Here is a 22,993-nt window from a genome sequence, read left to right on the forward strand (position 1 = left end):
AAATTATTTTTATACCAGAGCAAAAACAAGATTTAATGTAATTTTTAATTTATTTTTATATTTTACAAGTTCTAAATTTTTAACTTTTATATAAGGATCTAATTTTTGCAAAAACTGCGTTAAAAAAATAAAATCGCCAACAAAACTTAATCTTAATTCATAATAAGCAAAATATTCATCTTGACTTTTGTAACTTTGAATTTGCAAAGATTGAATTCCACTAAGATTCTTTTCTATATCCTTTAGGATACTTTGATAATCTTTATTTATGCTTAAAAACGAGCGATCATTATAAGATATATTTTCATCTTCTTTTAAATCAGAAATCACTTCTTGTTTTTGCTCGTATTTTGTTTGTAAATTATATAGTTCATCTTTTGACAACTTCATTTGTTTTTCAAAATAGTCAAAAACACCCATATAAACCATGAAAAAACCAAAAACAAAAACAACTATCAAAGACAATATAAATTCACGCTCAGATAACTTAGCAAAGATATTTTCTAAATTTTTATAAAGATTTTTCAAAAACAAGAGTGATTTTTCCATTATTAACTTCTTTATTTTTTAATACAAAATGATGCTTTTTAAAATCTTCATAAAATTCATAGTCATTTTTAAGCTCTATAATAAAATCATTATTTTTAACATGCAAAGCCTCTATATAAGCTTGATGAGAATTTAAAACTTTTAAAAAATTATAAAAATCTTTATAACAAAGTGTATTTGTATAAAATTTTTGCAACAAATCAACCTTTAACTCATTTTCTTCTTGTAGTTTTTTAAACTCTTGATTTTGCTTTTGATTAATTTTTACCTGTTCTAAAATATCATCTTGTTTTTTTATTAAATTTTCATATTTTGTTTTCTCATTTTCATAAAATGATTTTTGTGTATACAAATACAAAGGATAAGCTAAAGCTAGTAAAACTCCACAAACAAAAGCCAATAAAATCTTAAAACTAAAAGATTTTAAATGATTTATTTTTTCTTTGTTGGTAAAATTAATCTTGACTTGATCGCAATTTTTTAACAATTTTTGATAAAAAATATTACTATTAAATTTATCAAAACTACTAAGATTTTGAGTATCATCTATGCTTATAATGTGCTTATAAGTATTTTTTAATTTTTCTTCATATATTTTATCATAAACATTTAATGGTATAACTTTACAATTTTGAAAATCACATCCTAAATACTCCACTAAAACTATGTATTTTTTCTTAAACAATAATGCAAGATTTTCACTATTTACATCGTTCTTAAAATACACTTCAAAAAGCAGGGGTTCTGGTATTATATAATCAATATCTAAAATATCTTCATACTTGCACAAGAATACATATGCAAAAGATTTATCTTGAAAATACTTTAGCTTATAAGAAAAATCATCTTTAAGACCAAGCTCCTCAAAGCTCTTTTTTAAAATTTCATCTTCGCTAATAGGATTTGCAAATTTAATATATAAAAGCTTTTCATAAGCAAGAAAATCTTTTAGAATAGTTTTCTTACTCATCATAAAGTATTTTCTTAAGGTTTTGCTCGTTTTTGTGCCAATTTTTCTCAAGTTGAACGAATAATTTTAGCATTACCTTTTTTTGTGCTAATTTTTCTATTTTAACCCTAGCTTCTTTACCTATACGCTTAATTGTAGCACCATCTTTACCTAATATCATTCCTTTGTGAGAATTACTATCTGTAATGATGATAGCGTTAATATAATAAATTTGCTCTAGTTCTTTGATTTTTTCTATTTTTACTTCAGTGCTATAAGGAATTTCATCACTTAAATTTTCATATATGGCTTCTAAGATAAAATCTCTATAAATATCCTTTTCATTTGTTGTAGTAATAAACTCAGGATCAAAATAATACGGGTGTTCAGGCAAATACTTAATCGTCTCATCTAAAAGAATTTTTTTATAAAATTTTTGCTTAGCAGAATAGGGGATAATAGCACTAAAATGTGAGCTAAACTGAGAATACTCACTTAATTTTTTAAGCAAAACCTCTTTTTTTACTAAATCAACCTTATTGATTAATACAATATGTGGCACTTTAGGGTTTAAACTTAAAAAATTTTCATAATCTTTAATATCATCATAAATACTAGCTACAAATAAAATCACATCACAATCAGCAATGCTTTTAATCGCTAAATCAATCATAAGCTGATTCATAGCCTTAGAGCTTGCATGCAAACCTGGTGTATCTATAAAAATAAGCTGATGATTTTCATGCATTATGATCGCATTAATCTTTCTTCTTGTAGCGTTTTGCTTATGAGAAACCATAGCAACTTTTTCTTCTAATAAAGAATTTAGGATAGAACTTTTTCCCGCATTAGTTCTACCCACTATGCTTATAAAGCCACTTTTCACAAGATGTACCTAGCTAAATCTTTATTTTCTATGATATCTCCAAGCTTAACTTGCACTTTAAAATCGTCTATTTTATATACCTTACCTGCGTATTCATCTGCTTCAAAACTAATATCTTCTAAAAGTTTTTCCACTACTGTATGTAAACGTCTTGCGCCAATATCTTGCATTTCTTCATTGGCCTTGCTTGCTATTTTTGCTATTTCTCTAATAGCTTCATCTTCAAAAACAAGCTCTACATTTTCAGTTTTTAAAAGCTCAATGTATTGTGTTAGTAATGAATTTTTAGGTCTTGTTAAAATAGCATATAAAGCATCCTCATCTAATGAATCAAGCTCAACTCTTAAAGGAAAACGCCCTTGAAGTTCAGGGATTAAATCACTTGGCTTACTTAGATGAAAAGCACCTGCTGCAATAAATAAAATATGATCAGTTTTTAAAGGTCCAAATTTAGTTTGTATAGTACTACCTTCAACTATAGGAAGTAAATCTCTTTGCACCCCTTCTTTGCTTGGATCTTGGCGGTTTGAATTGGAGCTTGAAACTGCTACTTTATCTATCTCATCGATAAAAATAATCCCTTCGTTTTCTGCTCTTCTTAAAGCCTCGCCTTTAATGCTTTCCATATCAAGAATTTTCTCACTTGCTTCTTGAGCTAGAGCTATTCTTGCATCTTTTACTTTCATTTCTTTTTTAACTTTTTTATTACCCACACCAATAACTTTTACTATATCTTGCATAGCACCCATTTCAGGTGGTAAATTTGGATTAGTATCAAACACGCTTTGTGAAATTTCAACTTCTATTGTACTATCATCTAAATCACCAGCTTTTAATTTCACGCGCATTTTTTCTAAAGAATTTTGATATTCTTCTTGTTTTTCTTCGCTAACACCCTTTGGTAAAGGCGGTAAAAGTTTTTCTAAAATCTTATTTTCTATAAATTCATTAATTTTGTCTTTATTTTTTTCTTTTTCCTCATTTTTTACTAAATTTAAAGCAGCATTAGCTAAATCTCTAACCATGCTTTCTACATCACGTCCAACAAAACCAACTTCAGTATATTTACTTGCTTCAACTTTTACAAAAGGAAGTCCCATCATCTTAGCAAGGCGTCTTGCAATCTCTGTTTTACCAACCCCAGTTGATCCTATCATTAAAATATTTTTTGGCATGATATCATCTTGAAGTTCAGGGCTAAGCTGCATTCTTCTATAACGATTTCTTAAAGCAATTGCTATGATTTTTTTAGCATTTTTTTGTCCAATTACATAATCATCTAAAAATTTCACAATCTCTTTTGGAGTTAAATTCATTTATCATCCTCAATTACATAAGTTTTAATATTTGTATTAGTATAAATGCAAATTTCACCAGCTATTTGCAAGCTTTCTTTGACTAATTCCTCTTCATCTAAACTTGAGTGTTTAGCTAAAGCTCTTGCAGCAGAAAGTGCATAATTACCCCCACTACCAATAGCTGCTATAGCGCCATCTTCAGGCTCTACTACATCTCCAGTTCCTGAAAGTAAAAATATATGATTTCTATCTAATACTAACATCATTGCTTCAAGTTTTCTTAGGTATTTATCCTTACGCCATTCTTTTGAAAAATCTATTGCAGCCTTTAATAAATCACCCTTAGAACTAGAAAGTAGTTTTTCAAACATATCAAAAAGATTAAAAGCATCAGCAGTGCTTCCTGCAAAGCCTACTAATACTTTTCCATTGTTTAATTTTCTAATTTTAACTGCATTATTTTTTAAAACAGTATTTCCAAAACTTACTTGTCCATCTCCGCCAATTACAGACTTATTTTTACCTTTATAAGCTAAAATTGTAGTTGCGTGAAACATTATTCTCCTTTAACTTCTAGCTTAAATACAGCATGAATCGCATGGCCTAATTTTGCTGAAATTTCATGCACGCCAAGTTCTTTTATAGTATCACATTCTAGGCTTTTTTTATCAAGCTCTATGCCTTTTTGCTCTTTTAGCGCATGTGCAATTTCATCTTTAGTAACCCCACCAAACAAGCTTCCATTAGCTCCCACAGGCTTAGCTATACAAATAGTGATTTTAGATAATTCCTCTTTTAATTTTTCCAAATTTGCAAGCTCAAATCTTAAATTTTCTGCCTTTTTCTTTTGCTCTGCTTCATATTGTTTTAAAACTTCATGTGTAGCAGCCTTAGCAAAACCTTTGGCAATTAAAAAATTTTGTCCATATCCATCTTTTACTTCTTTAACCTCTCCTGCTTTTCCTAAGCTTTTTACATCTTTAATCAATAATACTTTCATTGTTTTCCTTTTTTAAAATTTTCTTCCATTTTTACCTGCGATGATAAATCTTAAAGCATTTAATCTTATAAAACCTGCTGCATCTTTTTGATCATACACAGCATCTTCTTCAAAAGTACAATAAGCCTCACTAAATAAACTATCATTCGCACTTTCTCTGCCTATTATCATTACATTACCTTTATATAATTCAAGTTTAACTTTACCATTTACATATTTTTGTGACTCATCAATTAAGGCTTGAAGCATTAATCTTTCAGGTGAGAACCAATAGCCATTATAAATTAAACTTGCATATTTTGGCATCAATTCATCTTTTAAATGTGCTGCTTCTCTATCAAGTGTGATACTTTCTATAGCACGGTGTGCTTTTAAAAGTATACTTCCACCTGGAGTTTCATAGCAACCTCTACTTTTCATACCCACATAGCGATTTTCGACAATATCAAGACGACCTATACCATGTTTTGCACCAAGTTCGTTAAGTTTTGCTAAAAGCTGTGCAGGAGTCATTTTTTCTCCATTAATAGCACACAAATCACCTTTACTAAACTCAAGCTCTATCACTTCGCTTTCATTTGGAGTTTCTTTTAAATCTTTCACCCAGCGCCACATATCCGCTTCAGGTTTAGCCGCAGGATCTTCAAGCACTAAACCCTCATAAGAAATATGCAATAAATTTGCATCCATAGAATAAGGTGACTTACCTGGCTTTTTAGCTATATCAATACCATGTTTTTGTGCATAAGCTAAGAGTTTTTCACGGCTATTTAAATCCCATTCTCTCCAAGGAGCAATGATGGCTAAATTTGGATTTAGTGCCAAAGCACCTAATTCAAAACGCACTTGATCATTTCCTTTACCAGTTGCTCCATGGCTAATAGCATCTGCATTAGTTTTATTTGCTATTTCTACTAAAGCTTTTGCTATCAAAGGTCTTGCTATACTTGTACCTAGTAAATATTCTCCTTCATAAATAGCATTTGCTCTAAACATAGAAAACACATAATCTTTTACAAATTCATCTTTTAAATCTTGAATAAAAATATTTTCTTCTTTTACGCCCAAAGAAAGTGCTTTTTTTCTAGCAGGCTCAAGCTCTTCACCTTGTCCAATATCTGCTGTGAAAGTTACTACTTCACATTTATACTCATCTTGTAGCCATTTTAAAATTATACTTGTATCAAGTCCACCAGAATATGCCAAAACCACTTTTTTGATATCTTTTTTCATTGTCTTTCCTCTTTGTAAAAAATGATTGTAAAATTTAACGAATTTAGCTTAATATAATGTAAAATATTTAAACATTTTATAACATTTTCTTGTATTTTTTGATAAAATATTTTTATGAGAATAGATAAGTTTTTAAATGTAGTTAATATCACTAAGCGCCGTGCTATTTCAGAGGATATGTGCAAAAGTGGCGTAGTAAGTATAAACAATCAAGTAGTTAAAGCTAGTAAAGAAGTAAAAATTGGCGATGAAATAAGCATTAAATTCATAGAATATACTAATATTTATAAAGTTTTAGACATACCAACAACCAAAAGCATACCAAAAGCTATGCAAGAAAAATATGTGGTAAAAATTCAATGAAAGAAATGATTTTAAGCCAAAATGAGCTTTACAAGCTTTGTGAAATTTTGCCTAAAAATGGAGTTATTTTACTTCAAGGGAATTTAGCAAGCGGTAAAACTACTTTGGTGCAAAACTATGCTCAATTTCTTAAAATAGAAAAAACGCTTAATTCTCCTACATTTTCTATCATGCAAGAGTATGATTTTCAACAAGGTAAAATGTATCATTATGATATTTATCAAGAAGGTTTTGATGGACTTTTAAAAAATGGTTTGATTGAAAATTTTTTTGAAGAGGGTTTGCATTTGGTAGAGTGGGGTGATGAAAAATTAAAAAAATACTTAGATAAGTATCAAATTTTTAATATAATTTTACAAATCATTCCTTATGAAAATAAAAGAAAGTATATAATACATGAATAAGCTAGAAGCTAGAAATTTAGAAAAAATCATTAAAAAAACAAAAATCATACACGATGTTTCACTAGAAGTACAAAGTGGGGAAGTTGTTGGACTTTTAGGGCCTAATGGAGCAGGAAAAACTACAAGTTTTTATATGATATGTGGGCTTATTTTGCCAACAAGTGGGCAGGTGTTTTTAGACTCACAAGATATCACAAAAGAACCGCTTAATAAAAGAGCAAAGCTTGGCATTGGGTATTTACCTCAAGAAAGTAGTGTTTTTAAAGACTTAAGCGTAGAAGAAAATTTACTTTTAGCCGCCCAAGTAATATATAAGGATAAAAATTTATTAGAACAAAAGATAGAACAAATGCTAGAATTACTTAGCATAGAACCTATTAGACATAGAAAAGGTATGAGTTTAAGCGGGGGTGAAAGAAGGCGTTGTGAAATCGCAAGATCGCTTATGTGTGATCCTAAATTTTTACTTCTTGATGAACCATTTGCTGGGGTTGATCCTATCGCAGTGAGTGAAATTCAAAGCTTAATTAATGACTTAAAAGCTATGAATATAGGTGTTTTAATCACTGATCATAATGTAAGAGAAACTCTAGCAATTTGCGATAGAGCTTATGTAATTAGAAGTGGAAGGTTGCTAGCTAGTGGCAATGCTAATGAAATTGCACATAATGAAGATGTTAAAAAATACTATCTTGGAAGTGAGTTTAGACTTGAATAATGCTTAAACAAAAAACCTCTATAACACAAAAAGCAAAACTATCACAAACCTTAAGATCTTGGCTTCCTATATTGCAAGCTAACATTGAAGATCTAAAAGAAAGCTTAGATGAATTTGCTAAAGAAAATCCTTTTATAGAGATCAAAGAAAACTCAAGCATTACAAACAATCAAAACAAATATTATCAAGAATATTTTAGTAAAAATACCACCACGCAAATGATTGATGCAAAAAGCTTAGAAGTAAAAAATGTGTATGAACTTTTAAGCGAGCAAATCATACCACCATTTTTTCCTACTAAAAAATCCCAAACCATTGCTGAAAAAATCATAGAATGTTTAAATCATGAAGGTTATTTTGAGTATGATGAAGAAATTTTAGGTGAATTTGATCCTCTAGAAGTAGAAAAAATCAGACAAAGATTTAAATATCTTGATCCCGTTGGAGTAGGGGCAAAAGACAATCAAGAAGCTTTTATTTTTGCATTAGAGCATTTTGACTTAGATGATGAGCTTTATGAGTTTTGTAAAATGTTAATTTTAAATTTAGAAAATGCAAAAGATTTTATCAAAGATCCTTTATATAAAAAGGCTATAGCGATAATTAAAAAAATCTCTATTCCGCCTTTTTTAGAGTATTTTGAAGAGAGCATGGAAATCATTCCTGATATATTTATTTATCAAGAAAATGGTGAAATTAAAATTAAAATTAATGATGATTATTACCCTGAAATTGCTTTTGAAGCAGATGGTTTAGATCATGAGTTTTTAAGTGCTTATTTAAAAGATGCTAAAAATTTAATCGATGCACTAGCCATGCGTAAAGCTACCCTTTATAAACTAGGGCTTATGATTATAGAATATCAATATGATTTTTTCATGGGCGGAGATATCAAACCTATGCAACTTAAAGACTTAGCACAAGATCTTGAAAGAAATGCCTCTACCATTTCAAGAGCAATTGCAAATAAATACTTAAGTTGTGATAGAGGCTTAATACCCTTAAAGTCTTTCTTTACTACTGCAGTTGATGATGGTGAAACTTCTAATGCAACTATTAAAGATTTTCTTAGTAATTTAATTAAAAAAGAAAATCCTAAAAAACCTTTGAGTGATTTAAAAATTCTTGAACTCACTCAAAAAGAATTCCCAAGTGTGCAACTAGGGCGTAGAACTATCACTAAATATCGTATGCAACTTGGTATAGGAAGCTCAAGTGAGCGTAAAAAATTATATGAATTGATGTAGGAAAAGATGAATTTAGAAAGTATTTTTGAAAAAACCATAAAACAAAATGTACGTTTAGTAGCAGCTAGCAAGTATGTTCAAGATGAGCAAATTCGAGAGCTTTTTAAGCAAGGTGTTATAGAGTTTGGAGAAAATCAAGTCCAAGCTTTAGCTTTAAAAAAAGAAAAACTTCAAGACTTAAAAATCAAATGGCATTTTATAGGTAATCTTCAAAGTAATAAAATCAATCTTTTAATCAAACAAAACCCATTACTTTGGCAATCTTGTAATGGCTTAAAAAGCGCCAAAGCTGTAGATAAAAGACTTGATTATAAATTAGATACTTTATTAGAAATAAATACTGCCAATGAAAGTTCTAAAAGTGGCATAGAGCAAAATAAGGCCATAGAAGAGTATTTGCAAATACAAGAAGAGTGTAAAAATTTAAACCTTATAGGTATTATGTGTATAGGTTCTATGGATGAGGAAAAAGTTCAAGAAAGTTTTGAGCAAACTTTTAAAATCTATGAAAATTTACAAAAACACGGGGCAAAAATTTGCTCTATGGGTATGAGTGGGGATTTTGAACTAGCTATAAAATGTGGCTCAAATATGGTGCGTTTGGGGAGTATTTTATTTAAATAAACCCCATTTGTTTTGCTTTTTCTATCATAAAATCTGCACCATTTTCATTTTTTAACTCTTGCAAGGCTATAGATTTTTCTTCTAGTGAGAAATTTTCTACCAAATTTAAAAATTGATGTTTCTCTTCTTGAGTTAAAATTTCACACAAATTACGCTCTTTTAAATACAAAGCATTAAAATACTGATGATTTTTAGCCGCATATGGATAAGGAATAAAAATACAAGGAAGCAAATTTGCACTAAGCTCAAAAAGACTACTTGCACCTGATCTTGATATAGCTAAATCTGCTTTAGAAATTTTATCTATAATGTTTTTATCAAAGTCAAAAAGCTCTACATTAACATTTAAATCCTCATAAGCTTTTTTACATCTTTCATAATCATTCTTACCACATTGGTGAATGATATTTATATCTTTTTCTTTAAAGTATAAAGCATTTTCTAAGGCAAGATCGTTTATAAATTTAGCCCCTTGAGATCCACCAAGAAAAATAATATTTTTTAATTCTTTTCTCACTCTTGCTTTTTGTGAAAAAATTTCACTAATAGGATAAGGACAAAAGAAAGTATTTGCTTTATTAACTTGATCATCAAAAGCAGTAAAAAAAGCTTTAGAAAAAGGCTTTAAAAGTGAATTTAAACTTCCTATTTTTGAATTTTGCTCATGGATTAAAAGTGGGATATTTGCCATTAAAGCACCAAAAGCGCCTGGAGCACTGCTATATCCACCCACACTAAAAACTGCTTTAATATTATGTTCTTTTAAAATTTGTTTTGTTTTTCTTGCAAGTTTTACAATATGCAAAAACGATTGAACCTTAGCTAAGCCTTTTTTATTAACAACGCCTTGAGAACTTAGAAAGTATTTTTTATAAAAACCATCTTCATTTTCAAACCAAAGTCTATCTTGGCCATTTTCACTTCCTATGTAAATACACTCTAAACCTTGTTCTTTTGCACTTTGCAATAAACATCTAGCTATAGCCAAATGTCCTCCTGTGCCTCCACCTGTAATTGCTATCATTTATCCTCTTTATTTATCTTTTCTTCTAAAATAGCAAGCCTTGCTTCTAATTTAGCGATTTTTTCTTCATAATCAATCTTACCATATTCTTTAATATAAGCAGGTATGCCAATAGCTGTTAAATTTGACCCAACATCTTTTAATACAACTGCATTTGAACCTATTTTGGCGTTTTTACCTATGGTGATATTACCTAAAATTTTAGCCCCAGAGCCTATTACTACGCCATCTTCTATAGTAGGGTGTCTTTTAGTATTTTTATCTAAACTCGTTCCGCCCAAAGTAACACCTTGATAAATCAAAACATCATCACCTATGATAGAAGTCTCGCCAATCACAACCCCACTTGCATGATCTATAAATATCCTTCTACCTAGCGTAGCTCCAGGGTGTAAATCAACTCCGGTAAGAAACTGTGAAATTCCACTAATAATCCTTGCTATTTTTTTAAAACCTTTTTTGTAAAAAAAATGCGCAAAACGATAATTCACCACAGCCCAAACACCAGGATAGTTAAAAACTAATTCTACCCAAGATCTATATGCAGGATCTTTTTGTTTTGGCATAGAAAAATCTTCTTTGATTAGTTTAAAAATACTCATTTAGAACCTATGCTTTTTAAATATCCATTATCATTTAAAAATAAATAAATTTCACCCAAAATATGCTTTTTTTGATTTTCATTTACAAGTTTTGAAGCATAAATTTTTTCATTAATATTATCCATAATTGCATGAATATCATAATCAAGATCTTCTAAGGTATCTAAAATAGATTGAGCCTCTAGCACACTTTCTACTTCAAAACCCTTTTCATTAATACTTATACAAGCTTCGGTTGGATGTGTAAAAAGATTGTGCTTCATACCAAGGACTTCTTGATAAGCTCCCACTAGGAAAAATCCTAAAAAATAATCTTCAGCTTCTACATCAATATCATGTAAAAACAAAGGATTATCTTTAGAATAAGAAATTTCCCCATCACTATCGCAAGTTATATCCCATATACTTGCACTTCTTGTGGGTTTTTTATTAAGCCTATCAAGCGGCATGATAGGGAAATTTTGGTCTAAACCCCAAAAATCAGGTAAAGACTGAAATACTGAAAAATTCACTAAATATTTTTCTTGTACTTCATTTTGCAAACTTGATAAATCAGCTTGATCACCCACCAAAGAAATAGCTTTTCTCATAATCAAATGCACTAAAATTTCACTATTAGAGCGATCTTGTAAATCTACATAACCCAAATCAAACAAGGTTAAAATACTCTCCATATGATCAATACTATCATGTAAATACTCAAGTGCATTAGAAGCTTTAATATTTTTATACAAATCATAAAGTTCATCAATAAGTTTTGGATTTTTATCTTTTAATAAAAGTTTGCTTTCTGTGTATTCTTGAGAAAATAGCTCTAAAACAGGTGCCACTAAAACAGCATGATTAGCCGCTACAAAACGCCCACTTTCTATAAAAATATCAGGCTCTAAATCTTTTTTTTGCTCTGCAATGCCTTTTAAAATAAACACAACATCGTTTGCATACTCACTTAAGGTGTAATTTCTACTTGTTTCATTTTTAAACTGAGAGTATTCTACTGCTAAACCCCCGCCAAGATTAATAGCTTTTAAATTTTTTGCCCCCATTTTTCTAAGCTCAGTGTAGATATTACCCGCTTCATTTAAGGCTTTTTTTAAAGGATGAATTTCAGTAATTTGCGAGCCTAAATGAAAATGTATCATAGTAAATTGATCTAAAAGTTTATTAGTTTTTAAAAGATTTACCGCTTCAATAAGCTCAGTGGATGTTAAACCAAATTTTGAATTTATACCACCACTTTTTGCCCAAATTCCTACCCCAGCTGAATGCAAACGCACCCTTAAGCCTATATTTGGCTTTGGCTTAAAACGATTTTTAGCAATTTCAATCATCGCTTCAAGCTCATTAAGCCCTTCCATAGTTAAAGTGATATTATGACCCATTTCACACGCTATAAAGCCCATATTTATGAGTTCTTTATCTTTAAAACCATTAACTGTTATAGGAGCGCCTTCATTATTATAAGCCATAGCTAGTAAAAGCTCAGCCTTACTTCCTGCTTCTAAGCCATAGTTGTATTCTTTACCTAAATTAACTAAATTTTTTACAAAACCTGGATATTGATTGACTTTTAAAGGATATACAGCATTAAAAGAACCTTTGTAGTTAAATTCTTTTTTTGCTTTAGAAAATTTTTCATAAATTTGCTCAATTTGCTTATGGATTAAATGAGGAAAACGAAGCAATAACGGTCCCTTATAACCATCATCACGCAAAGTATTTACTATATCTATAATGGCAGGTTTTTTACCATGATTTACACATACTTTGCCATTTTCGATGATAAAATTATTCGCACCCCAAATATTAATACCATAATCAATCATAACTCATTCTCCAAATCTGCTAATTTTATATTTTTATTTTCTTTACTATCTAAATTTTTATAAAAAATCTCTTCTTTTTGCATTTCATCTTCACCTATACACAAAAAGATTTTAGCATTAGCATTATCTGCTTGATTTAAATGCTTTGCAAGTTTTTTTGCTTCATAACTTATATATACTTTATGTTTTTTTCTTAAAGTATTTGCTAATTTAAAAATAGTATCTATATAAGCTTCATCCATGGCACAAAGATAAATTCCTTCTCTAGCTTTTACGCTTTGTTTTTGCTCTAAAATAGCCATAATCCTTTCTATACCCATAGCAAAACCCACGCCATAGCCACTTTTACCATCTAAGTATTCAATTAATCTATCATATCTTCCACCACCTGCCACAGCAGCCTTTGCACCGATTTCATCACTAACAAACTCAAATGCACTTTTAGAATAATAATCAAGCCCGCGCACTAATTTCTCATCACATTCAAACTCAACATTATTTTCTTTTAAAAGTTTTTGTAATTTTTCATAATCTTTCTTACAACATGGACATAAATTTTCACTTAGTTTTGGCGCATTTTCGATTAAACTTTGACAATGATCATTTTTGCAATCAAGCACTCTAATAGGATTTAAGTCTTTTCTTCTTAAGCAATCTTCACAAAAACCTTCTTTAGAATTTAAAAAAGCTATGAGTTTTTCTTTATATACACCCATACATTCTTTACAGCCTAAAGAATTAATTTTCAAGCTTGTATGAATTTCTAAGCGTTTAAAAATTTCATTTAGCATTAAAATAATGCTCGCATCCTCATACACACTTGCTATGCCAAAGCTTTCTACTCCAAATTGATGAAATTCACGCAATCTTCCTTTTTGTGGCCTTTCATAGCGAAACATAGAGCCATGATAAAACCATCTTTTAACACTTTGAGCCTTGTCCATTTTAGCTTCTATATATGATCTTACCACCCCAGCTGTCCCTTCAGGCCTCAAACACACATCATTGCCTGCTTTATCAACAAATTCATACATTTCTTTGCCAACTATATCAGAGCTTTCTCCAACACTTCTTTTAAAAAGCTTAGTAAGTTCTAAATGCGGACAATTAATAAAAGTAAAACCATAGTTTTTAGCTACTTCTTCACAAGTTTTTACCACTTTTTCATAAAGAGTAGCTTGATCATCTTGTAAATCTTTCATTCCTTTTAAAGCATTAATCATCTATAAAATCCTTAATTTTTTCATGTAAAATTTCAATACTCAAAGAAGCATCTAATTTTAAAATTTTTATATCTATCTTAGTTTTTAAAAACTCTAAAGTTTCTTCTAAAGCTTTTTGTATATTTAAAAAATACTCAATCCCTCTTTTTTCAATACTATCTAAATCTTTTTTAGAAAGTCTTTGCTCAATAAGCTCTTTAGAACCATGTAAAAATACAACCTTTTGTGGAAAAAGTCCACCTGTGGCAAAAGAATTTAACTCAAATAAAATATTTTGATCAAAATCACATCTTGCATAAGCCATATTTGAAATAAAACTACGATCTGAAATGATAAGTTTGTTTTTATTATGCGCTAAATGCATGTCGATTAAATTTGCTCTATCTGCTAAAAAAAGCAAAAGCTCAGCCTTTTTAGAAAATTGCATTTTACTTTCTAATAAAATTTTTCTCAAATGCACTCCAAGCTCACTTCCACCTGGTTCTTTGGTAAAAAATGCATTATGAAAATATTTTTTTAAAAGCTCTATTTGCGTACTTTTGCCTACACAATCAACCCCTTCAAAAGCTATATACAATCTCTCTCCTTTAATAAAGGTATAATTTCTTTTGGCACAAGCTTACTCACATCGCCATTATGCATACAAATTGATCTTACTATGGAGCTTGAAATAAAGGAATTTTTTAAATTCGGCATAAGATATATAGTTTCAAAATCTTCCCAAAGCATGTGATTTGCATAACCAAGTTGTAATTCATACTCAAAATCACTCACCGCTCTTAAGCCTCTTATAATGATATTTATTTGCAAATTTTTAGCAAGATCTACTAGTAAGTTATCAAAAGTTGTAATTTTAACATTTTTTAAGTCTTTTGTAGCAATTTTTACCATTTTTTCTCTATGCTCTAAGCTAAACATAGGCTTTTTACTCTCACTTTTAGCTATGGCAACGATTACTTCTTCAAACATCTTGCTAGCTCGAACGATCACATCTAAATGTCCATTAGTGATAGGATCAAATGTCCCTGGGTATATACAACTAGCCATTATTGCCACCTTTGATATAAATTATGCTCAATATTTGCTAGATCAAGCCATTTTCCTATGATAAATTCATATAGTTTTTCCAAATTATCAATCTTAGCATAACTTGCCATTACAGGAGGAGCGATGATAACTCCATAGCTAGAAAGTTTAACCATTTGTTCTAAATTTAAAGTAGAATAGGGCATTTCCCTTACCCCAAGTATGAGTTTTTTGCGTTCTTTTAAAGCCACTCCTGCAGCTCTTGTAAGCAAAGTATCATTTATACCACAAGCAATTTTTGCCAAAGTATTAATCGAGCAAGGTGTGATAAAAGTCGTTTCTATACCAAAAGATCCACTTGCAACGCATTGACTAATATCTTCATTATCTAAAAAATTTACATGTTCAAGCTCAAATTTATCTTTTATGTGTTGCAAAAAGTCTATATTTTCTAAAAGAGAATTTTCTTTTGTAAAGCTTATTTTTGCATTTTTACTCACAATGGCATAAATTTGCCCTTTTTCTTTTAAATGTTTTAACAATAAAAAACCAAGTTCACAAGAACTAGCCCCGCAAATACCTACTAAAATTTTTCTCATTTTAGCTCCACATAATTTTTACTAATAACTTTACCATGCACGACTTTTCCATCTTTATTTTTAAGGCGAATTCTTTGGTTTAAATTCCCGCTTTGCAAGGCTTTTAATTCTATTATCATGCTTAAATCCCCATCTTTGATAACCCCATAAACAGAATCATTTCTTTGTATAAGGGTTTTGGTTTTAAACATATTATATTTTAAAATCATATTTTCTCTTATATTGCTTTTGGCTATTAAATTTGCGATTTCATCTTTTTTTAATACACCTTGAGGAGCTTTATCAAAAGGAATTTTTAAAATTTTAAAACTGGCAGGACTTAAATTTTCATTGCGCGCAATAGGGCGCGTGGTTTGCAAAACTTCTAATTTTGCCTTTAAAAAATACTTAAAAAATATATTTTTTTTAAACTGCTCTGGAGTTTTAAATTCAGCCTTTACAAAACCATCCGCTCTATCAAAATTATGATTACCTAGTTTTAAAAAAATGTATTGATTAAAATCAGCAGGCAAACTTGATTGAGTGTTAAGATCTAAAGAAATGATTTCTAGTTGCGGATAATTTGTCTTAAATTCTTTAATCAAAGCTAATTTTACTTCATCAAAATTCGAAGCAAAACTTAAAGTATAGAAAAATAAAACTAGAATGATTTGCTTAAAAAACAATACAGTAACCTTTTATAAAAATATATTAATCATATAATACATTAAAAAAGTTTGATTTTAGTTAAAAGAAGTGGAGCGGGAAACGAGATTCGAACTCGCGACCCCAACCTTGGCAAGGTTGTGCTCTACCCCTGAGCTATTCCCGCACTTTGAAAGTAGAGTGTGATTTTATCAAAACTTTATTTTATTGTCAAGTTTTTAAAATTAAGGAATGTTTTTTGCTTATAGTTATTAAATTTTAAAAAAGGAGTTCTCATGCAAGTAAATGATAAAAATAGTCCACTAGCCCTAAATAATATGACAAAAATCAAAGAAAAAAACACATCTTCAGATGAATTTCAAGCTACACTTAATGCACTTAAAGACAAAGAAGAAAAAGAGTATAAAAAAGATAGCAACAATGCTTTTAGTAATACAGATTTAAATACAGGTTCAATTTCTAAAGATTATAGTGTATATGCTTGGGAGAAATTACGTCAAAGTAAATACCAAAAAAATGAAGAAAATATCTTAAATAATCTTTTTAAAACCTTAGATAAAGCAAGAAATTAATCATTCAAAATAGGGTAGCGCAATACCCTATTAAATTTTTAAAACTTTAATTTCTTGATCTTTTGCTAATTTTGTGTCATCTACTTGCGTGATTAAAATATGTGTGTTTTCACATAAAGGTTTTAGCATACCTGAGCCAAATTTAGATTCGCTTGGTTTAAAATATCCATCGACTAATTTTCCAAAAGCAAAATCATTTCTTTGGCCTTTGAAATTTAAATCTTTAGTCAATCTTGCTTTATCAAATTCCAAAAGTTCTTTACCATAAAGTAAATTGAGTATATTTTTTGCAAAAATATGCGTTGAAACTAAAGAAGCCAAAGGATTTCCTGGTAGAGCTAGAAAAAGCATATCACTTTTGCTAAAAAGTTTTACATGCTTACAAAGTTTAGCATTGATTTTTTCAAAAATAGGGCTAAAATCACACTCAAGCAAAGCTTGCTTGATAAAATCAGCCTCACCCACGCTAGCTCCACCACTGCTTATAAGCATATCAAATTCTTTATTTTCTAAAAGCTTTTTATATACATTTAAATCATCTTTTATAAGTCCTAAATACTCAACATCAGCATAATCTTGCAAAATAGCATAAATTCCAAAAGCATTTGCATTATATATGCTGTATTCATCAGCATTTTCCCAAGGCTCTACAAGCTCATCTCCACTTGAAAAAATTCCAATACGCATTTTCTTAACTACTTTTAGCTCATAAATTCCTTGAGCAGCAAGCATAGCTATCATACCTGAAGTGATTTTTTGTCCCTTTTTGAACAAAAGCTCTCCAAGCTTTGCTTCCTCGCCTTTAAAACGGATAGCATTGTTTTCTTTAGCGTTTTTAGCATTGAGCTTTTCATCTTCAAGCAAAGCTTCTTCAAACATTAAAATGGTATTTGCATTTTTAGGAATTTTAGCCCCTGTCATGATTTTATAGCATTCATTTTTTTCTATAATATAATCATTCTTATCGCCTGCTAAAATACTTCCTTTTATTTCTAGCAATTCATTCTTATGTGTATAATTTAGCGCATAACCATCTAGGGCTGAATTATCAAAAGCGGGTAGGTTTTTTTTCACAAAAACATCTTCATACAAAATACACCCCAAAGCCTGTGTTAAATTTACTTTTTGAAATTCATTTTTTGCTTTGATTTGTTCTTTTAAAAAATCTAAAGTTGCAAAAATATCTCTCATTCTTCAAGCCTTCTTATACTTGCGCCTAGTTTTTTAAATTTTTCTTCTAAATTTTCATACCCTCTATCAAGATGATAAATTCTATGAATTTTACTTGTGCCTTTAGCTGCTAAAGCCGCTAAAATCAAAGCAGAAGATGCACGCAAATCAGTAGCCATAACATCAGCTCCCAAAAGCTCTTTAGTACCATTTATAGTAGCAATATGCCCGTTTAATCTTATATCAGCTCCCATTCTTAAAAGCTCACTTACATGCATAAAACGATTTTCAAATAATCTTTCATCAATAATACTTGTACCATTTGCTTTTAAAGCTAAAGCCATAAATTGTGCTTGCATATCCGTTGGAAAGCCTGGGTATTCGCTAGTTAAAATTTCAACCGGTTTGATTTCTTTAGCAGGATTTATACTAATACTATCTTCATTAATATCAAAGCTAAAACCCATTTGCTCTAGCTTTGCCAAAACTGCGCTAAGATGGCTTGCATTGACTTTTTTTAGAGTGATTTTTGAGTTAGTGATAGCTCCTGCACACAAATAAGTTCCTGCTTCAATACGATCAGGAATGATTTCAAAAGGTTTAAATTCTAAAAGTTCTCCACTTGTACCATAAATTTCAAGCTCAGAAGATCCTATGCCTTGTATATCAAGCCCAGCCCTAGCTAAAACCTTACAAAGTTGCACCACTTCAGGCTCTTTAGCAACATTTAAAAGTCTAGTTTTGCCATGAGCTAGAGCTGCTGCCATGATGATATTTTCACTACCTGTAACAGTGATTTTATCAAACATCACATCAGCACCCTTAAGCTTTCCGCTAGCTACCACATAACCTTGCTTGATCTCAATATTAGCTCCCATTTTTTCTAAAGCTAAAAGATGTAAATCAATAGGGCGTTGGCCTATAGCACAACCTCCTGGTAAAGAAACTTCGCAATTTCCAAATCTAGCTAGTAAAGGCCCTAAGGTAAGTATAGAAGCACGCATTTTACGCACGATGTCATATTTTGCTATGGTTTTATTTAAATGCTTTGTATTTATTTTTGCAAAATTGTCTTTAAAAGTATAATTTGCTCCTAAATTTTCAAGCAAAGAAAGTAGGGTGCAAATATCTGCTACATTTGGTAAATTTGAAATTTGAACTTCATTTTTAGCTAAAATACTTGAAGCTATCAAAGGGAGTGCAGCATTTTTTGCACCGCTTATTATCACTTCTCCATTTAATTTTTCAACACCATCAATCTCTAAATAAGTCATTAATTTTCCTTAAAATATATACATTTAATGATATAATAATATTTTACTACAAATATTATATAAATTAATAAGATTAAAGGTATTTTTTGGGAGTTTTTCTAGTCATACTTGGTGGGATATTTTGGGCTGTAAGTGGAGTTTTGGCTGAATATTTGTTTAAAAATCATTATTCTGCTGAATGGGTAAGTTTTTATCGTTTGCTTTTTACTGGCGTTATTTTAATAATTTTGGGTGCAAAAAAATTTAAATTAAAATTACTAAAGCAAAAACAAGAACTTAGCTCTCTTTTAATTTTTTCTATCTTTGGTTTATTGATAACTCAATATGGTTATTTTAAAGCTATTTATTATACCGATGCAGGAACTGCCACGATGATACAATACAACGCACCATTAATCATAATGCTTTTTATGTGTTTTAAAAATAAAATTTTACCTAAAAAAATAGAGCTAATCGCTTTGTTTTTAATACTTTTTGCCTTATTTTTACTTATAACAAATGGGGATATTAATGCATTAAAACTTGACATAAGAGGTGTTATTTGGGCTTTTTTTGGAGCTCTTGGAGTGGCATTTTATTCTTTGAGTGCTAGACTTATCATAGCAAAATATGGCTTATTTTTAATCATGGGTTTGGCTAGTTTATTTGCTTCTTTTTTACTTTTTGTATTATTACAAGGAAATATCCCAAAACATGATTTTTCTTTAAATTCCTTTTTGGCTATGAGTGGGATTGTATTTATAGGTACAATAGGGGCTTTTTGTTTATATTTAAAAGGAGTTGAATTAATAGGAGCTTTTAAAGCTAGTATGATAGCTTGTATAGAACCTGTGGCTGCTGCTTTTATGAGTTTTTTATTTTTAGGAACTATTTATAGCGTGATTGATCTTTTTGCTTTTGCTTTGATCATTCTTAGTGTGTTTTTAAATGCTAAAAAACATTAGAGTCATTGCATAGCTTGCATGGTTTGAGATAACATTTGGGTTATTCTTGCATAAATGCTTTGCATTTGCGAATTTAAACTTTGAATTTGAGAATTGATCATTTGAGCTTTTTGTGGATCTTGGCTTGACTGTAATTTTGCATTTAATTCTGTTATTTTAGCTTGTATTTTAGAAAGTTCTTTATAAAGTTTACTTAACTCATCTTCTGATTTTTCTCCATTTTGACTTTCTTTAACACTTTTTTCAAGTTCTTTTATACCTTGAGTGAATTTAAACTCTATAAAATTCTTGCTCTCTTTGCTTTCTTTTTCTTCTTTTTGAGTGTTTAAAACATAAGGATTGATTTTACTAATATAATCATTTATTTGCATGATATATCCTTTCTTTTAAAGGATATATCGGATTTTTTATAAAAAATTAATTTCTATCGTGAAGTTTTTTTGCTACTTCTGCGGCTAATTTTAGCTTTTCATTATCAAAATGTGTGTAAATTCTTGAAGTATTTAAACTTGCATGGCCTAGTGCTTCTTGGACTAAAACTAAATCTTTTTGCTTTTTATAAAGTAGGGTAGCAAAAGTGTGTCTTAACATATGAGCTCCATTTTTTTGCTTGCGAATTCCTGCTTTAAATAAAATTTGCTCTACTATGCGCGAAACATAAGCTTGGGTTAGGGCTTTACCATTGCGATTGACAAACAAAAGCCCATCACAAGAAAGATAATTTACCCTTACATCTTTTAAAAGGTGTTCTATAAGCTCTTTTTTAATCATCACAACGCGGTATTTATTACCCTTAGCCCTAATGCGTATAATATAAAGATCATTTTCTTCGCTAATATCTTTTAATTTTATATTAATAGCCTCACTAACCCTAATTCCTGTAAAAATGATGATTTTAATAATCAAGCGATTGCGTATAGTATTGCTTTTAAAATCCGTATTATCAATAGCATCTAAAAATTTACTCACTTCATCTTCGTTCATATATTCAGGTAGCTTAACTCCCTTAGAACCACTTATACCCGCCCAATTTTTAAGGTTGATATCAAAAATGTGCGCCTTTTGATCTTCTTCATTTTGTTTATCTAAAAATGCAAAAAAATTAATCACAGCTATGCGATAATTTTTTTTACTCGCATCAGATAAAGAAGCGCTAATACTTGCTAAAATTTCCACTAAAAGCTCTTCGTCGATTTGTTTTAGTGAATAAAGCTTGTAAAATAACAAATACTCATAAAGTTTTTTCAAAGGATTAAAATACGTATTTACACCGCTAAGTCCTGCATTTCTTGCTTTTTTTACATAAGCATCAAGCTCTTGTATATTTTTAACACCCTTGCTTAGAGCTAAATTTACTATAGCCAAAGCTTGAGGGTCTTTTAATTCCTTATTTGATAAAGAATTAAGCTTAAATTTCACATATCTACAAAGCCAAAATAAAAATGACTTTTCAAAATTTTCTTCACAATCTAGAGGATATTTCATTTTTAGTCTCCAAAACTTCTAAAACAGCTTAAAAAATTATAAAAAAATCTTACTTAAAAAATATCAAGCTATAATTATAAAAACAAAATAGGGTGATGACATGTTTTTTAAGAAAAAAACTACGCAAAAGCAAATAAAACAAAACAATACTTCAAACAATGACTTTGCACAAGAAAAAAGACTTTATGAATTTAGAGAAAATATGAAAAAACTTAGTAAAGATGAAAATAGTGCTAAACTTTTAGCAAGACAACTTTCAAGATTAATCCAAAAATCCAAATAAAACCAAAAATTCCTTACAAGCTAAACTTTTATATTTATTTTCCTTTTTACTCATCATTTTAGCTTTTTTAGTCTATAAAAATATTTTAACTTAAACTTAATATATATGTAAAATTATATGATAAATAGTAAAATCTTGAAATTATATATATTTTGTATTGAAAACTATAATTTTCAAACTTTTATATTTATCTGTTTATACATAAGTAAAATATATTTAAAAGTACCTATAATATAGTATTTTAAGGCATTTTAATTTTTGGATGAAAACAATTTATCCATAAAAAAATAAGTATAATTTTTTGAAAAATATTATAAGTTATTTTATGTAGCTATAAAAGACTAAAGACGTATATTTTTTATTTCAACTAAATTTTAGTTTATATTTTTGCTTAAATAAATTTGAAGTTTAAAAATGTAGATTAGTTATTTTCTTGACTTTTAGGATAATCAAAAAACACAACTTCCCCGCTGTGTTCTTTTATATCTTTAAATTCTTTTATATCAAATTGCATACATAAAATAGCAGAAGTTGGAAAATTTTCTAAATCTATATGGGCTAAATATTCACAAAGTTCTTGCAATAAAGGATTGTGCATAATTAGCACTACCCTACTCTCTTTTAATTCTTTTATAAATTTTAATACATCTTCTAAATTACCATCATAAAAGTTTTTTTCTATCTTAATATCTTTTTCTTTTAAAGAAAAACTTTTGCAAAGTTTTTGTGCTGTTTTTATACAACGCCTAGCAGGACTTGAAATAATGCTTTGAGCTTTAAATTCTAAATCTTTAATCCTATAAATCATAGTTTTTAAATCATCTTTTCCACTAGAGCTAAGCTCTCGTTGCAAATCTTGATCGTAGTTTTCTTTTTGAGCTTTAGCATGACGGATAAAATAAATATATTTCATCTTATAACCTTAAATTTACCCAAAGCATATCCACATATAAAGCCAAAAATATGTGCATACCAAGCTATATTTACACCCATAAAAATAGGTACAAAACTCATTAATAATATAGCTACGATAAGTCCTTTAGTGGCGG

The 22,993-nt window shown here is 29.4% G+C and carries 29 protein-coding genes and 1 tRNA gene; 8 read left to right on the plus strand and 22 right to left on the minus strand.

The features are described 5' to 3' along the window. Window positions 1–9: 9 nt before the first annotated feature. Genes CAMP18497_RS05735 through CAMP18497_RS05765 form a run of 7 tightly spaced genes read right to left on the minus strand, consistent with a single transcriptional unit; the run spans window position 10 to window position 5,915 of the window. Window positions 10–549: a hypothetical protein gene (locus tag CAMP18497_RS05735; RefSeq protein WP_337213063.1), complete on the minus strand. Its 540-nt coding sequence runs from the start codon at window positions 547–549 to the stop codon at window positions 10–12. Further along, window positions 512–1,522, minus strand: a complete 1,011-nt coding sequence (locus CAMP18497_RS05740; RefSeq protein WP_337213065.1) for a hypothetical protein — start codon at window positions 1,520–1,522, stop codon at window positions 512–514. The genes CAMP18497_RS05735 and CAMP18497_RS05740 overlap by 38 nt, the downstream gene beginning before the upstream one ends. Next, window positions 1,512–2,384, minus strand: a complete 873-nt coding sequence (gene era / locus CAMP18497_RS05745) for a GTPase Era (protein WP_337213067.1) — start codon at window positions 2,382–2,384, stop codon at window positions 1,512–1,514. The genes CAMP18497_RS05740 and era overlap by 11 nt, the downstream gene beginning before the upstream one ends. Next, window positions 2,381–3,700, minus strand: a complete 1,320-nt coding sequence (hslU, locus tag CAMP18497_RS05750; protein WP_133318898.1) for an ATP-dependent protease ATPase subunit HslU — start codon at window positions 3,698–3,700, stop codon at window positions 2,381–2,383. Before hslU ends, era begins: the two co-directional genes overlap by 4 nt. Next, window positions 3,697–4,239 carry an ATP-dependent protease subunit HslV gene (gene hslV, locus CAMP18497_RS05755; protein ID WP_337213069.1) on the minus strand — a complete coding sequence of 181 codons (543 nt, stop codon included), beginning with the start codon at window positions 4,237–4,239 and terminating at the stop codon, window positions 3,697–3,699. The genes hslU and hslV overlap by 4 nt, the downstream gene beginning before the upstream one ends. Beyond that, a complete protein-coding gene (gene rplI / locus CAMP18497_RS05760) occupies window positions 4,239–4,682 on the minus strand; it encodes a 50S ribosomal protein L9 (RefSeq protein WP_114640308.1) in 444 nt (147 codons plus the stop codon). Before rplI ends, hslV begins: the two co-directional genes overlap by 1 nt. Window positions 4,683–4,694: 12 nt before the next feature. Then, window positions 4,695–5,915, minus strand: coding sequence for an argininosuccinate synthase (locus CAMP18497_RS05765; RefSeq protein WP_337213071.1), 1,221 nt, complete (start codon window positions 5,913–5,915; stop codon window positions 4,695–4,697). A 114-nt stretch (window positions 5,916–6,029) separates the two neighbouring features. On the opposite strand from CAMP18497_RS05765, the gene CAMP18497_RS05770 reads away from it, so the two are divergent. The 5 genes from CAMP18497_RS05770 to CAMP18497_RS05790 are packed head-to-tail and all read left to right on the plus strand — an operon-like array spanning window position 6,030 to window position 9,271. Next, window positions 6,030–6,278 (plus strand): RNA-binding S4 domain-containing protein, encoded by a 249-nt coding sequence (locus tag CAMP18497_RS05770; protein WP_039618276.1) that lies wholly within the window; start codon window positions 6,030–6,032, stop codon window positions 6,276–6,278. Next, window positions 6,275–6,682 (plus strand): tRNA (adenosine(37)-N6)-threonylcarbamoyltransferase complex ATPase subunit type 1 TsaE, encoded by a 408-nt coding sequence (gene tsaE, locus CAMP18497_RS05775; RefSeq protein WP_337213073.1) that lies wholly within the window; start codon window positions 6,275–6,277, stop codon window positions 6,680–6,682. The genes CAMP18497_RS05770 and tsaE overlap by 4 nt, the downstream gene beginning before the upstream one ends. Next, window positions 6,675–7,400, plus strand: coding sequence for an LPS export ABC transporter ATP-binding protein (lptB, locus tag CAMP18497_RS05780; protein WP_337213075.1), 726 nt, complete (start codon window positions 6,675–6,677; stop codon window positions 7,398–7,400). The genes tsaE and lptB overlap by 8 nt, the downstream gene beginning before the upstream one ends. Then, the gene (locus tag CAMP18497_RS05785; protein WP_039641436.1) at window positions 7,400–8,647 is read left to right on the plus strand and encodes an RNA polymerase factor sigma-54; all 1,248 of its coding nucleotides are present in this window, start codon (window positions 7,400–7,402) and stop codon (window positions 8,645–8,647) included. The genes lptB and CAMP18497_RS05785 overlap by 1 nt, the downstream gene beginning before the upstream one ends. A gap of 6 nt (window positions 8,648–8,653) precedes the next feature. Then, a complete protein-coding gene (locus tag CAMP18497_RS05790) occupies window positions 8,654–9,271 on the plus strand; it encodes a YggS family pyridoxal phosphate-dependent enzyme (RefSeq protein WP_263727919.1) in 618 nt (205 codons plus the stop codon). On the opposite strand, the gene CAMP18497_RS05795 is transcribed toward CAMP18497_RS05790, so the two are convergent. From CAMP18497_RS05795 to CAMP18497_RS05835, 9 genes are all read right to left on the minus strand, one after another. Continuing rightward, the gene (locus CAMP18497_RS05795) at window positions 9,264–10,295 is read right to left on the minus strand and encodes a UDP-N-acetylglucosamine--N-acetylmuramyl-(pentapeptide) pyrophosphoryl-undecaprenol N-acetylglucosamine transferase (RefSeq protein ID WP_337213078.1); all 1,032 of its coding nucleotides are present in this window, start codon (window positions 10,293–10,295) and stop codon (window positions 9,264–9,266) included. The two genes, CAMP18497_RS05790 and CAMP18497_RS05795, sit on opposite strands and share 8 nt — an antisense overlap. Beyond that, entirely contained in the window at window positions 10,292–10,897 is a 606-nt protein-coding gene (gene cysE, locus CAMP18497_RS05800; protein ID WP_337213080.1) for a serine O-acetyltransferase, read from the minus strand. The genes CAMP18497_RS05795 and cysE overlap by 4 nt, the downstream gene beginning before the upstream one ends. Beyond that, window positions 10,894–12,723, minus strand: coding sequence for a biosynthetic arginine decarboxylase (gene speA, locus CAMP18497_RS05805; RefSeq protein WP_337213082.1), 1,830 nt, complete (start codon window positions 12,721–12,723; stop codon window positions 10,894–10,896). The genes cysE and speA overlap by 4 nt, the downstream gene beginning before the upstream one ends. Beyond that, window positions 12,720–13,946 carry a histidine--tRNA ligase gene (gene hisS, locus CAMP18497_RS05810; RefSeq protein ID WP_337213084.1) on the minus strand — a complete coding sequence of 409 codons (1,227 nt, stop codon included), beginning with the start codon at window positions 13,944–13,946 and terminating at the stop codon, window positions 12,720–12,722. The genes speA and hisS overlap by 4 nt, the downstream gene beginning before the upstream one ends. After that, window positions 13,939–14,523: a dTMP kinase gene (gene tmk / locus CAMP18497_RS05815; RefSeq protein ID WP_337213086.1), complete on the minus strand. Its 585-nt coding sequence runs from the start codon at window positions 14,521–14,523 to the stop codon at window positions 13,939–13,941. Before tmk ends, hisS begins: the two co-directional genes overlap by 8 nt. Next, the gene (coaD, locus tag CAMP18497_RS05820; RefSeq protein ID WP_337213088.1) at window positions 14,514–14,993 is read right to left on the minus strand and encodes a pantetheine-phosphate adenylyltransferase; all 480 of its coding nucleotides are present in this window, start codon (window positions 14,991–14,993) and stop codon (window positions 14,514–14,516) included. Before coaD ends, tmk begins: the two co-directional genes overlap by 10 nt. Further along, a complete protein-coding gene (locus tag CAMP18497_RS05825; protein ID WP_337213090.1) occupies window positions 14,993–15,571 on the minus strand; it encodes a UbiX family flavin prenyltransferase in 579 nt (192 codons plus the stop codon). The genes coaD and CAMP18497_RS05825 overlap by 1 nt, the downstream gene beginning before the upstream one ends. After that, the gene (flgA, locus tag CAMP18497_RS05830) at window positions 15,568–16,236 is read right to left on the minus strand and encodes a flagellar basal body P-ring formation chaperone FlgA (RefSeq protein WP_087700599.1); all 669 of its coding nucleotides are present in this window, start codon (window positions 16,234–16,236) and stop codon (window positions 15,568–15,570) included. Before flgA ends, CAMP18497_RS05825 begins: the two co-directional genes overlap by 4 nt. Window positions 16,237–16,307: 71 nt before the next feature. Beyond that, a tRNA-Gly gene (locus tag CAMP18497_RS05835) sits at window positions 16,308–16,382 on the minus strand. A 109-nt stretch (window positions 16,383–16,491) separates the two neighbouring features. On the opposite strand from CAMP18497_RS05835, the gene CAMP18497_RS05840 reads away from it, so the two are divergent. After that, window positions 16,492–16,788, plus strand: a complete 297-nt coding sequence (locus CAMP18497_RS05840; RefSeq protein ID WP_337213093.1) for a hypothetical protein — start codon at window positions 16,492–16,494, stop codon at window positions 16,786–16,788. Window positions 16,789–16,818: 30 nt separating this feature from the next. On the opposite strand, the gene CAMP18497_RS05845 is transcribed toward CAMP18497_RS05840, so the two are convergent. Further along, entirely contained in the window at window positions 16,819–17,979 is a 1,161-nt protein-coding gene (locus CAMP18497_RS05845; RefSeq protein ID WP_337213095.1) for a molybdopterin molybdotransferase MoeA, read from the minus strand. Beyond that, window positions 17,976–19,232, minus strand: a complete 1,257-nt coding sequence (gene murA, locus CAMP18497_RS05850) for a UDP-N-acetylglucosamine 1-carboxyvinyltransferase (protein ID WP_337213097.1) — start codon at window positions 19,230–19,232, stop codon at window positions 17,976–17,978. The genes CAMP18497_RS05845 and murA overlap by 4 nt, the downstream gene beginning before the upstream one ends. 86 nt (window positions 19,233–19,318) lie before the next feature. Here murA and CAMP18497_RS05855 point away from each other — a divergent pair, with 86 nt between their 5' ends. Further along, window positions 19,319–20,176, plus strand: coding sequence for a DMT family transporter (locus tag CAMP18497_RS05855; RefSeq protein WP_337213099.1), 858 nt, complete (start codon window positions 19,319–19,321; stop codon window positions 20,174–20,176). 2 nt (window positions 20,177–20,178) lie between these two features. Here CAMP18497_RS05855 and CAMP18497_RS05860 read toward each other — a convergent pair whose 3' ends face one another. Both CAMP18497_RS05860 and CAMP18497_RS05865 read right to left on the minus strand, forming a co-directional pair. After that, window positions 20,179–20,547 carry a hypothetical protein gene (locus CAMP18497_RS05860; RefSeq protein WP_337213101.1) on the minus strand — a complete coding sequence of 123 codons (369 nt, stop codon included), beginning with the start codon at window positions 20,545–20,547 and terminating at the stop codon, window positions 20,179–20,181. 46 nt (window positions 20,548–20,593) lie between these two features. Then, window positions 20,594–21,661: a tyrosine-type recombinase/integrase gene (locus tag CAMP18497_RS05865; protein ID WP_337213103.1), complete on the minus strand. Its 1,068-nt coding sequence runs from the start codon at window positions 21,659–21,661 to the stop codon at window positions 20,594–20,596. Between the two features lie 100 nt (window positions 21,662–21,761). Between CAMP18497_RS05865 and CAMP18497_RS05870 the strand changes: the two genes are divergently transcribed. Next, the gene (locus tag CAMP18497_RS05870) at window positions 21,762–21,944 is read left to right on the plus strand and encodes a molybdenum cofactor biosynthesis protein (protein WP_337213105.1); all 183 of its coding nucleotides are present in this window, start codon (window positions 21,762–21,764) and stop codon (window positions 21,942–21,944) included. A 421-nt stretch (window positions 21,945–22,365) separates the two neighbouring features. On the opposite strand, the gene CAMP18497_RS05875 is transcribed toward CAMP18497_RS05870, so the two are convergent. Then, window positions 22,366–22,857 carry a SixA phosphatase family protein gene (locus CAMP18497_RS05875; RefSeq protein WP_337213107.1) on the minus strand — a complete coding sequence of 164 codons (492 nt, stop codon included), beginning with the start codon at window positions 22,855–22,857 and terminating at the stop codon, window positions 22,366–22,368. Further along, the coding region (locus CAMP18497_RS05880) for a rhomboid family intramembrane serine protease (RefSeq protein ID WP_337213113.1) at window positions 22,854–22,993 on the minus strand (140 nt) is incomplete at its 5' end. The genes CAMP18497_RS05875 and CAMP18497_RS05880, both read right to left, overlap by 4 nt.

The organism is Campylobacter sp. W0066.1, from assembly GCF_024723635.1.
In the GTDB taxonomy this organism is placed as follows: Bacteria; Campylobacterota; Campylobacteria; order Campylobacterales; family Campylobacteraceae; genus Campylobacter_D; species Campylobacter_D lari_C.

Bases quoted from the DNA above. Each gene is read 5' to 3' on its own strand.
- tsaE (WP_337213073.1), top strand. From the start codon at position 6,275: ATGAAAGAAATGATTTTAAGCCAAAATGAGCTTTACAAGCTTTGTGAA.
- hslV (WP_337213069.1), bottom strand. From the start codon at position 4,239: ATGTTTCACGCAACTACAATTTTAGCTTATAAAGGTAAAAATAAGTCT.
- CAMP18497_RS05865 (WP_337213103.1), bottom strand. From the start codon at position 21,661: ATGAAATATCCTCTAGATTGTGAAGAAAATTTTGAAAAGTCATTTTTA.
- coaD (WP_337213088.1), bottom strand. From the start codon at position 14,993: ATGGCTAGTTGTATATACCCAGGGACATTTGATCCTATCACTAATGGA.
- CAMP18497_RS05735 (WP_337213063.1), bottom strand. From the start codon at position 549: ATGGAAAAATCACTCTTGTTTTTGAAAAATCTTTATAAAAATTTAGAA.
- CAMP18497_RS05740 (WP_337213065.1), bottom strand. From the start codon at position 1,522: ATGATGAGTAAGAAAACTATTCTAAAAGATTTTCTTGCTTATGAAAAG.
- murA (WP_337213097.1), bottom strand. From the start codon at position 19,232: ATGACTTATTTAGAGATTGATGGTGTTGAAAAATTAAATGGAGAAGTG.
- speA (WP_337213082.1), bottom strand. From the start codon at position 12,723: ATGATTGATTATGGTATTAATATTTGGGGTGCGAATAATTTTATCATC.
- rplI (WP_114640308.1), bottom strand. From the start codon at position 4,682: ATGAAAGTATTATTGATTAAAGATGTAAAAAGCTTAGGAAAAGCAGGA.
- CAMP18497_RS05765 (WP_337213071.1), bottom strand. From the start codon at position 5,915: ATGAAAAAAGATATCAAAAAAGTGGTTTTGGCATATTCTGGTGGACTT.
- CAMP18497_RS05845 (WP_337213095.1), bottom strand. From the start codon at position 17,979: ATGAGAGATATTTTTGCAACTTTAGATTTTTTAAAAGAACAAATCAAA.
- CAMP18497_RS05825 (WP_337213090.1), bottom strand. From the start codon at position 15,571: ATGAGAAAAATTTTAGTAGGTATTTGCGGGGCTAGTTCTTGTGAACTT.
- lptB (WP_337213075.1), top strand. From the start codon at position 6,675: ATGAATAAGCTAGAAGCTAGAAATTTAGAAAAAATCATTAAAAAAACA.
- CAMP18497_RS05875 (WP_337213107.1), bottom strand. From the start codon at position 22,857: ATGAAATATATTTATTTTATCCGTCATGCTAAAGCTCAAAAAGAAAAC.
- CAMP18497_RS05785 (WP_039641436.1), top strand. From the start codon at position 7,400: ATGCTTAAACAAAAAACCTCTATAACACAAAAAGCAAAACTATCACAA.
- CAMP18497_RS05795 (WP_337213078.1), bottom strand. From the start codon at position 10,295: ATGATAGCAATTACAGGTGGAGGCACAGGAGGACATTTGGCTATAGCT.
- CAMP18497_RS05870 (WP_337213105.1), top strand. From the start codon at position 21,762: ATGTTTTTTAAGAAAAAAACTACGCAAAAGCAAATAAAACAAAACAAT.
- CAMP18497_RS05770 (WP_039618276.1), top strand. From the start codon at position 6,030: ATGAGAATAGATAAGTTTTTAAATGTAGTTAATATCACTAAGCGCCGT.
- hisS (WP_337213084.1), bottom strand. From the start codon at position 13,946: ATGATTAATGCTTTAAAAGGAATGAAAGATTTACAAGATGATCAAGCT.
- cysE (WP_337213080.1), bottom strand. From the start codon at position 10,897: ATGAGTATTTTTAAACTAATCAAAGAAGATTTTTCTATGCCAAAACAA.
- CAMP18497_RS05790 (WP_263727919.1), top strand. From the start codon at position 8,654: ATGAATTTAGAAAGTATTTTTGAAAAAACCATAAAACAAAATGTACGT.
- CAMP18497_RS05840 (WP_337213093.1), top strand. From the start codon at position 16,492: ATGCAAGTAAATGATAAAAATAGTCCACTAGCCCTAAATAATATGACA.
- hslU (WP_133318898.1), bottom strand. From the start codon at position 3,700: ATGAATTTAACTCCAAAAGAGATTGTGAAATTTTTAGATGATTATGTA.
- CAMP18497_RS05860 (WP_337213101.1), bottom strand. From the start codon at position 20,547: ATGCAAATAAATGATTATATTAGTAAAATCAATCCTTATGTTTTAAAC.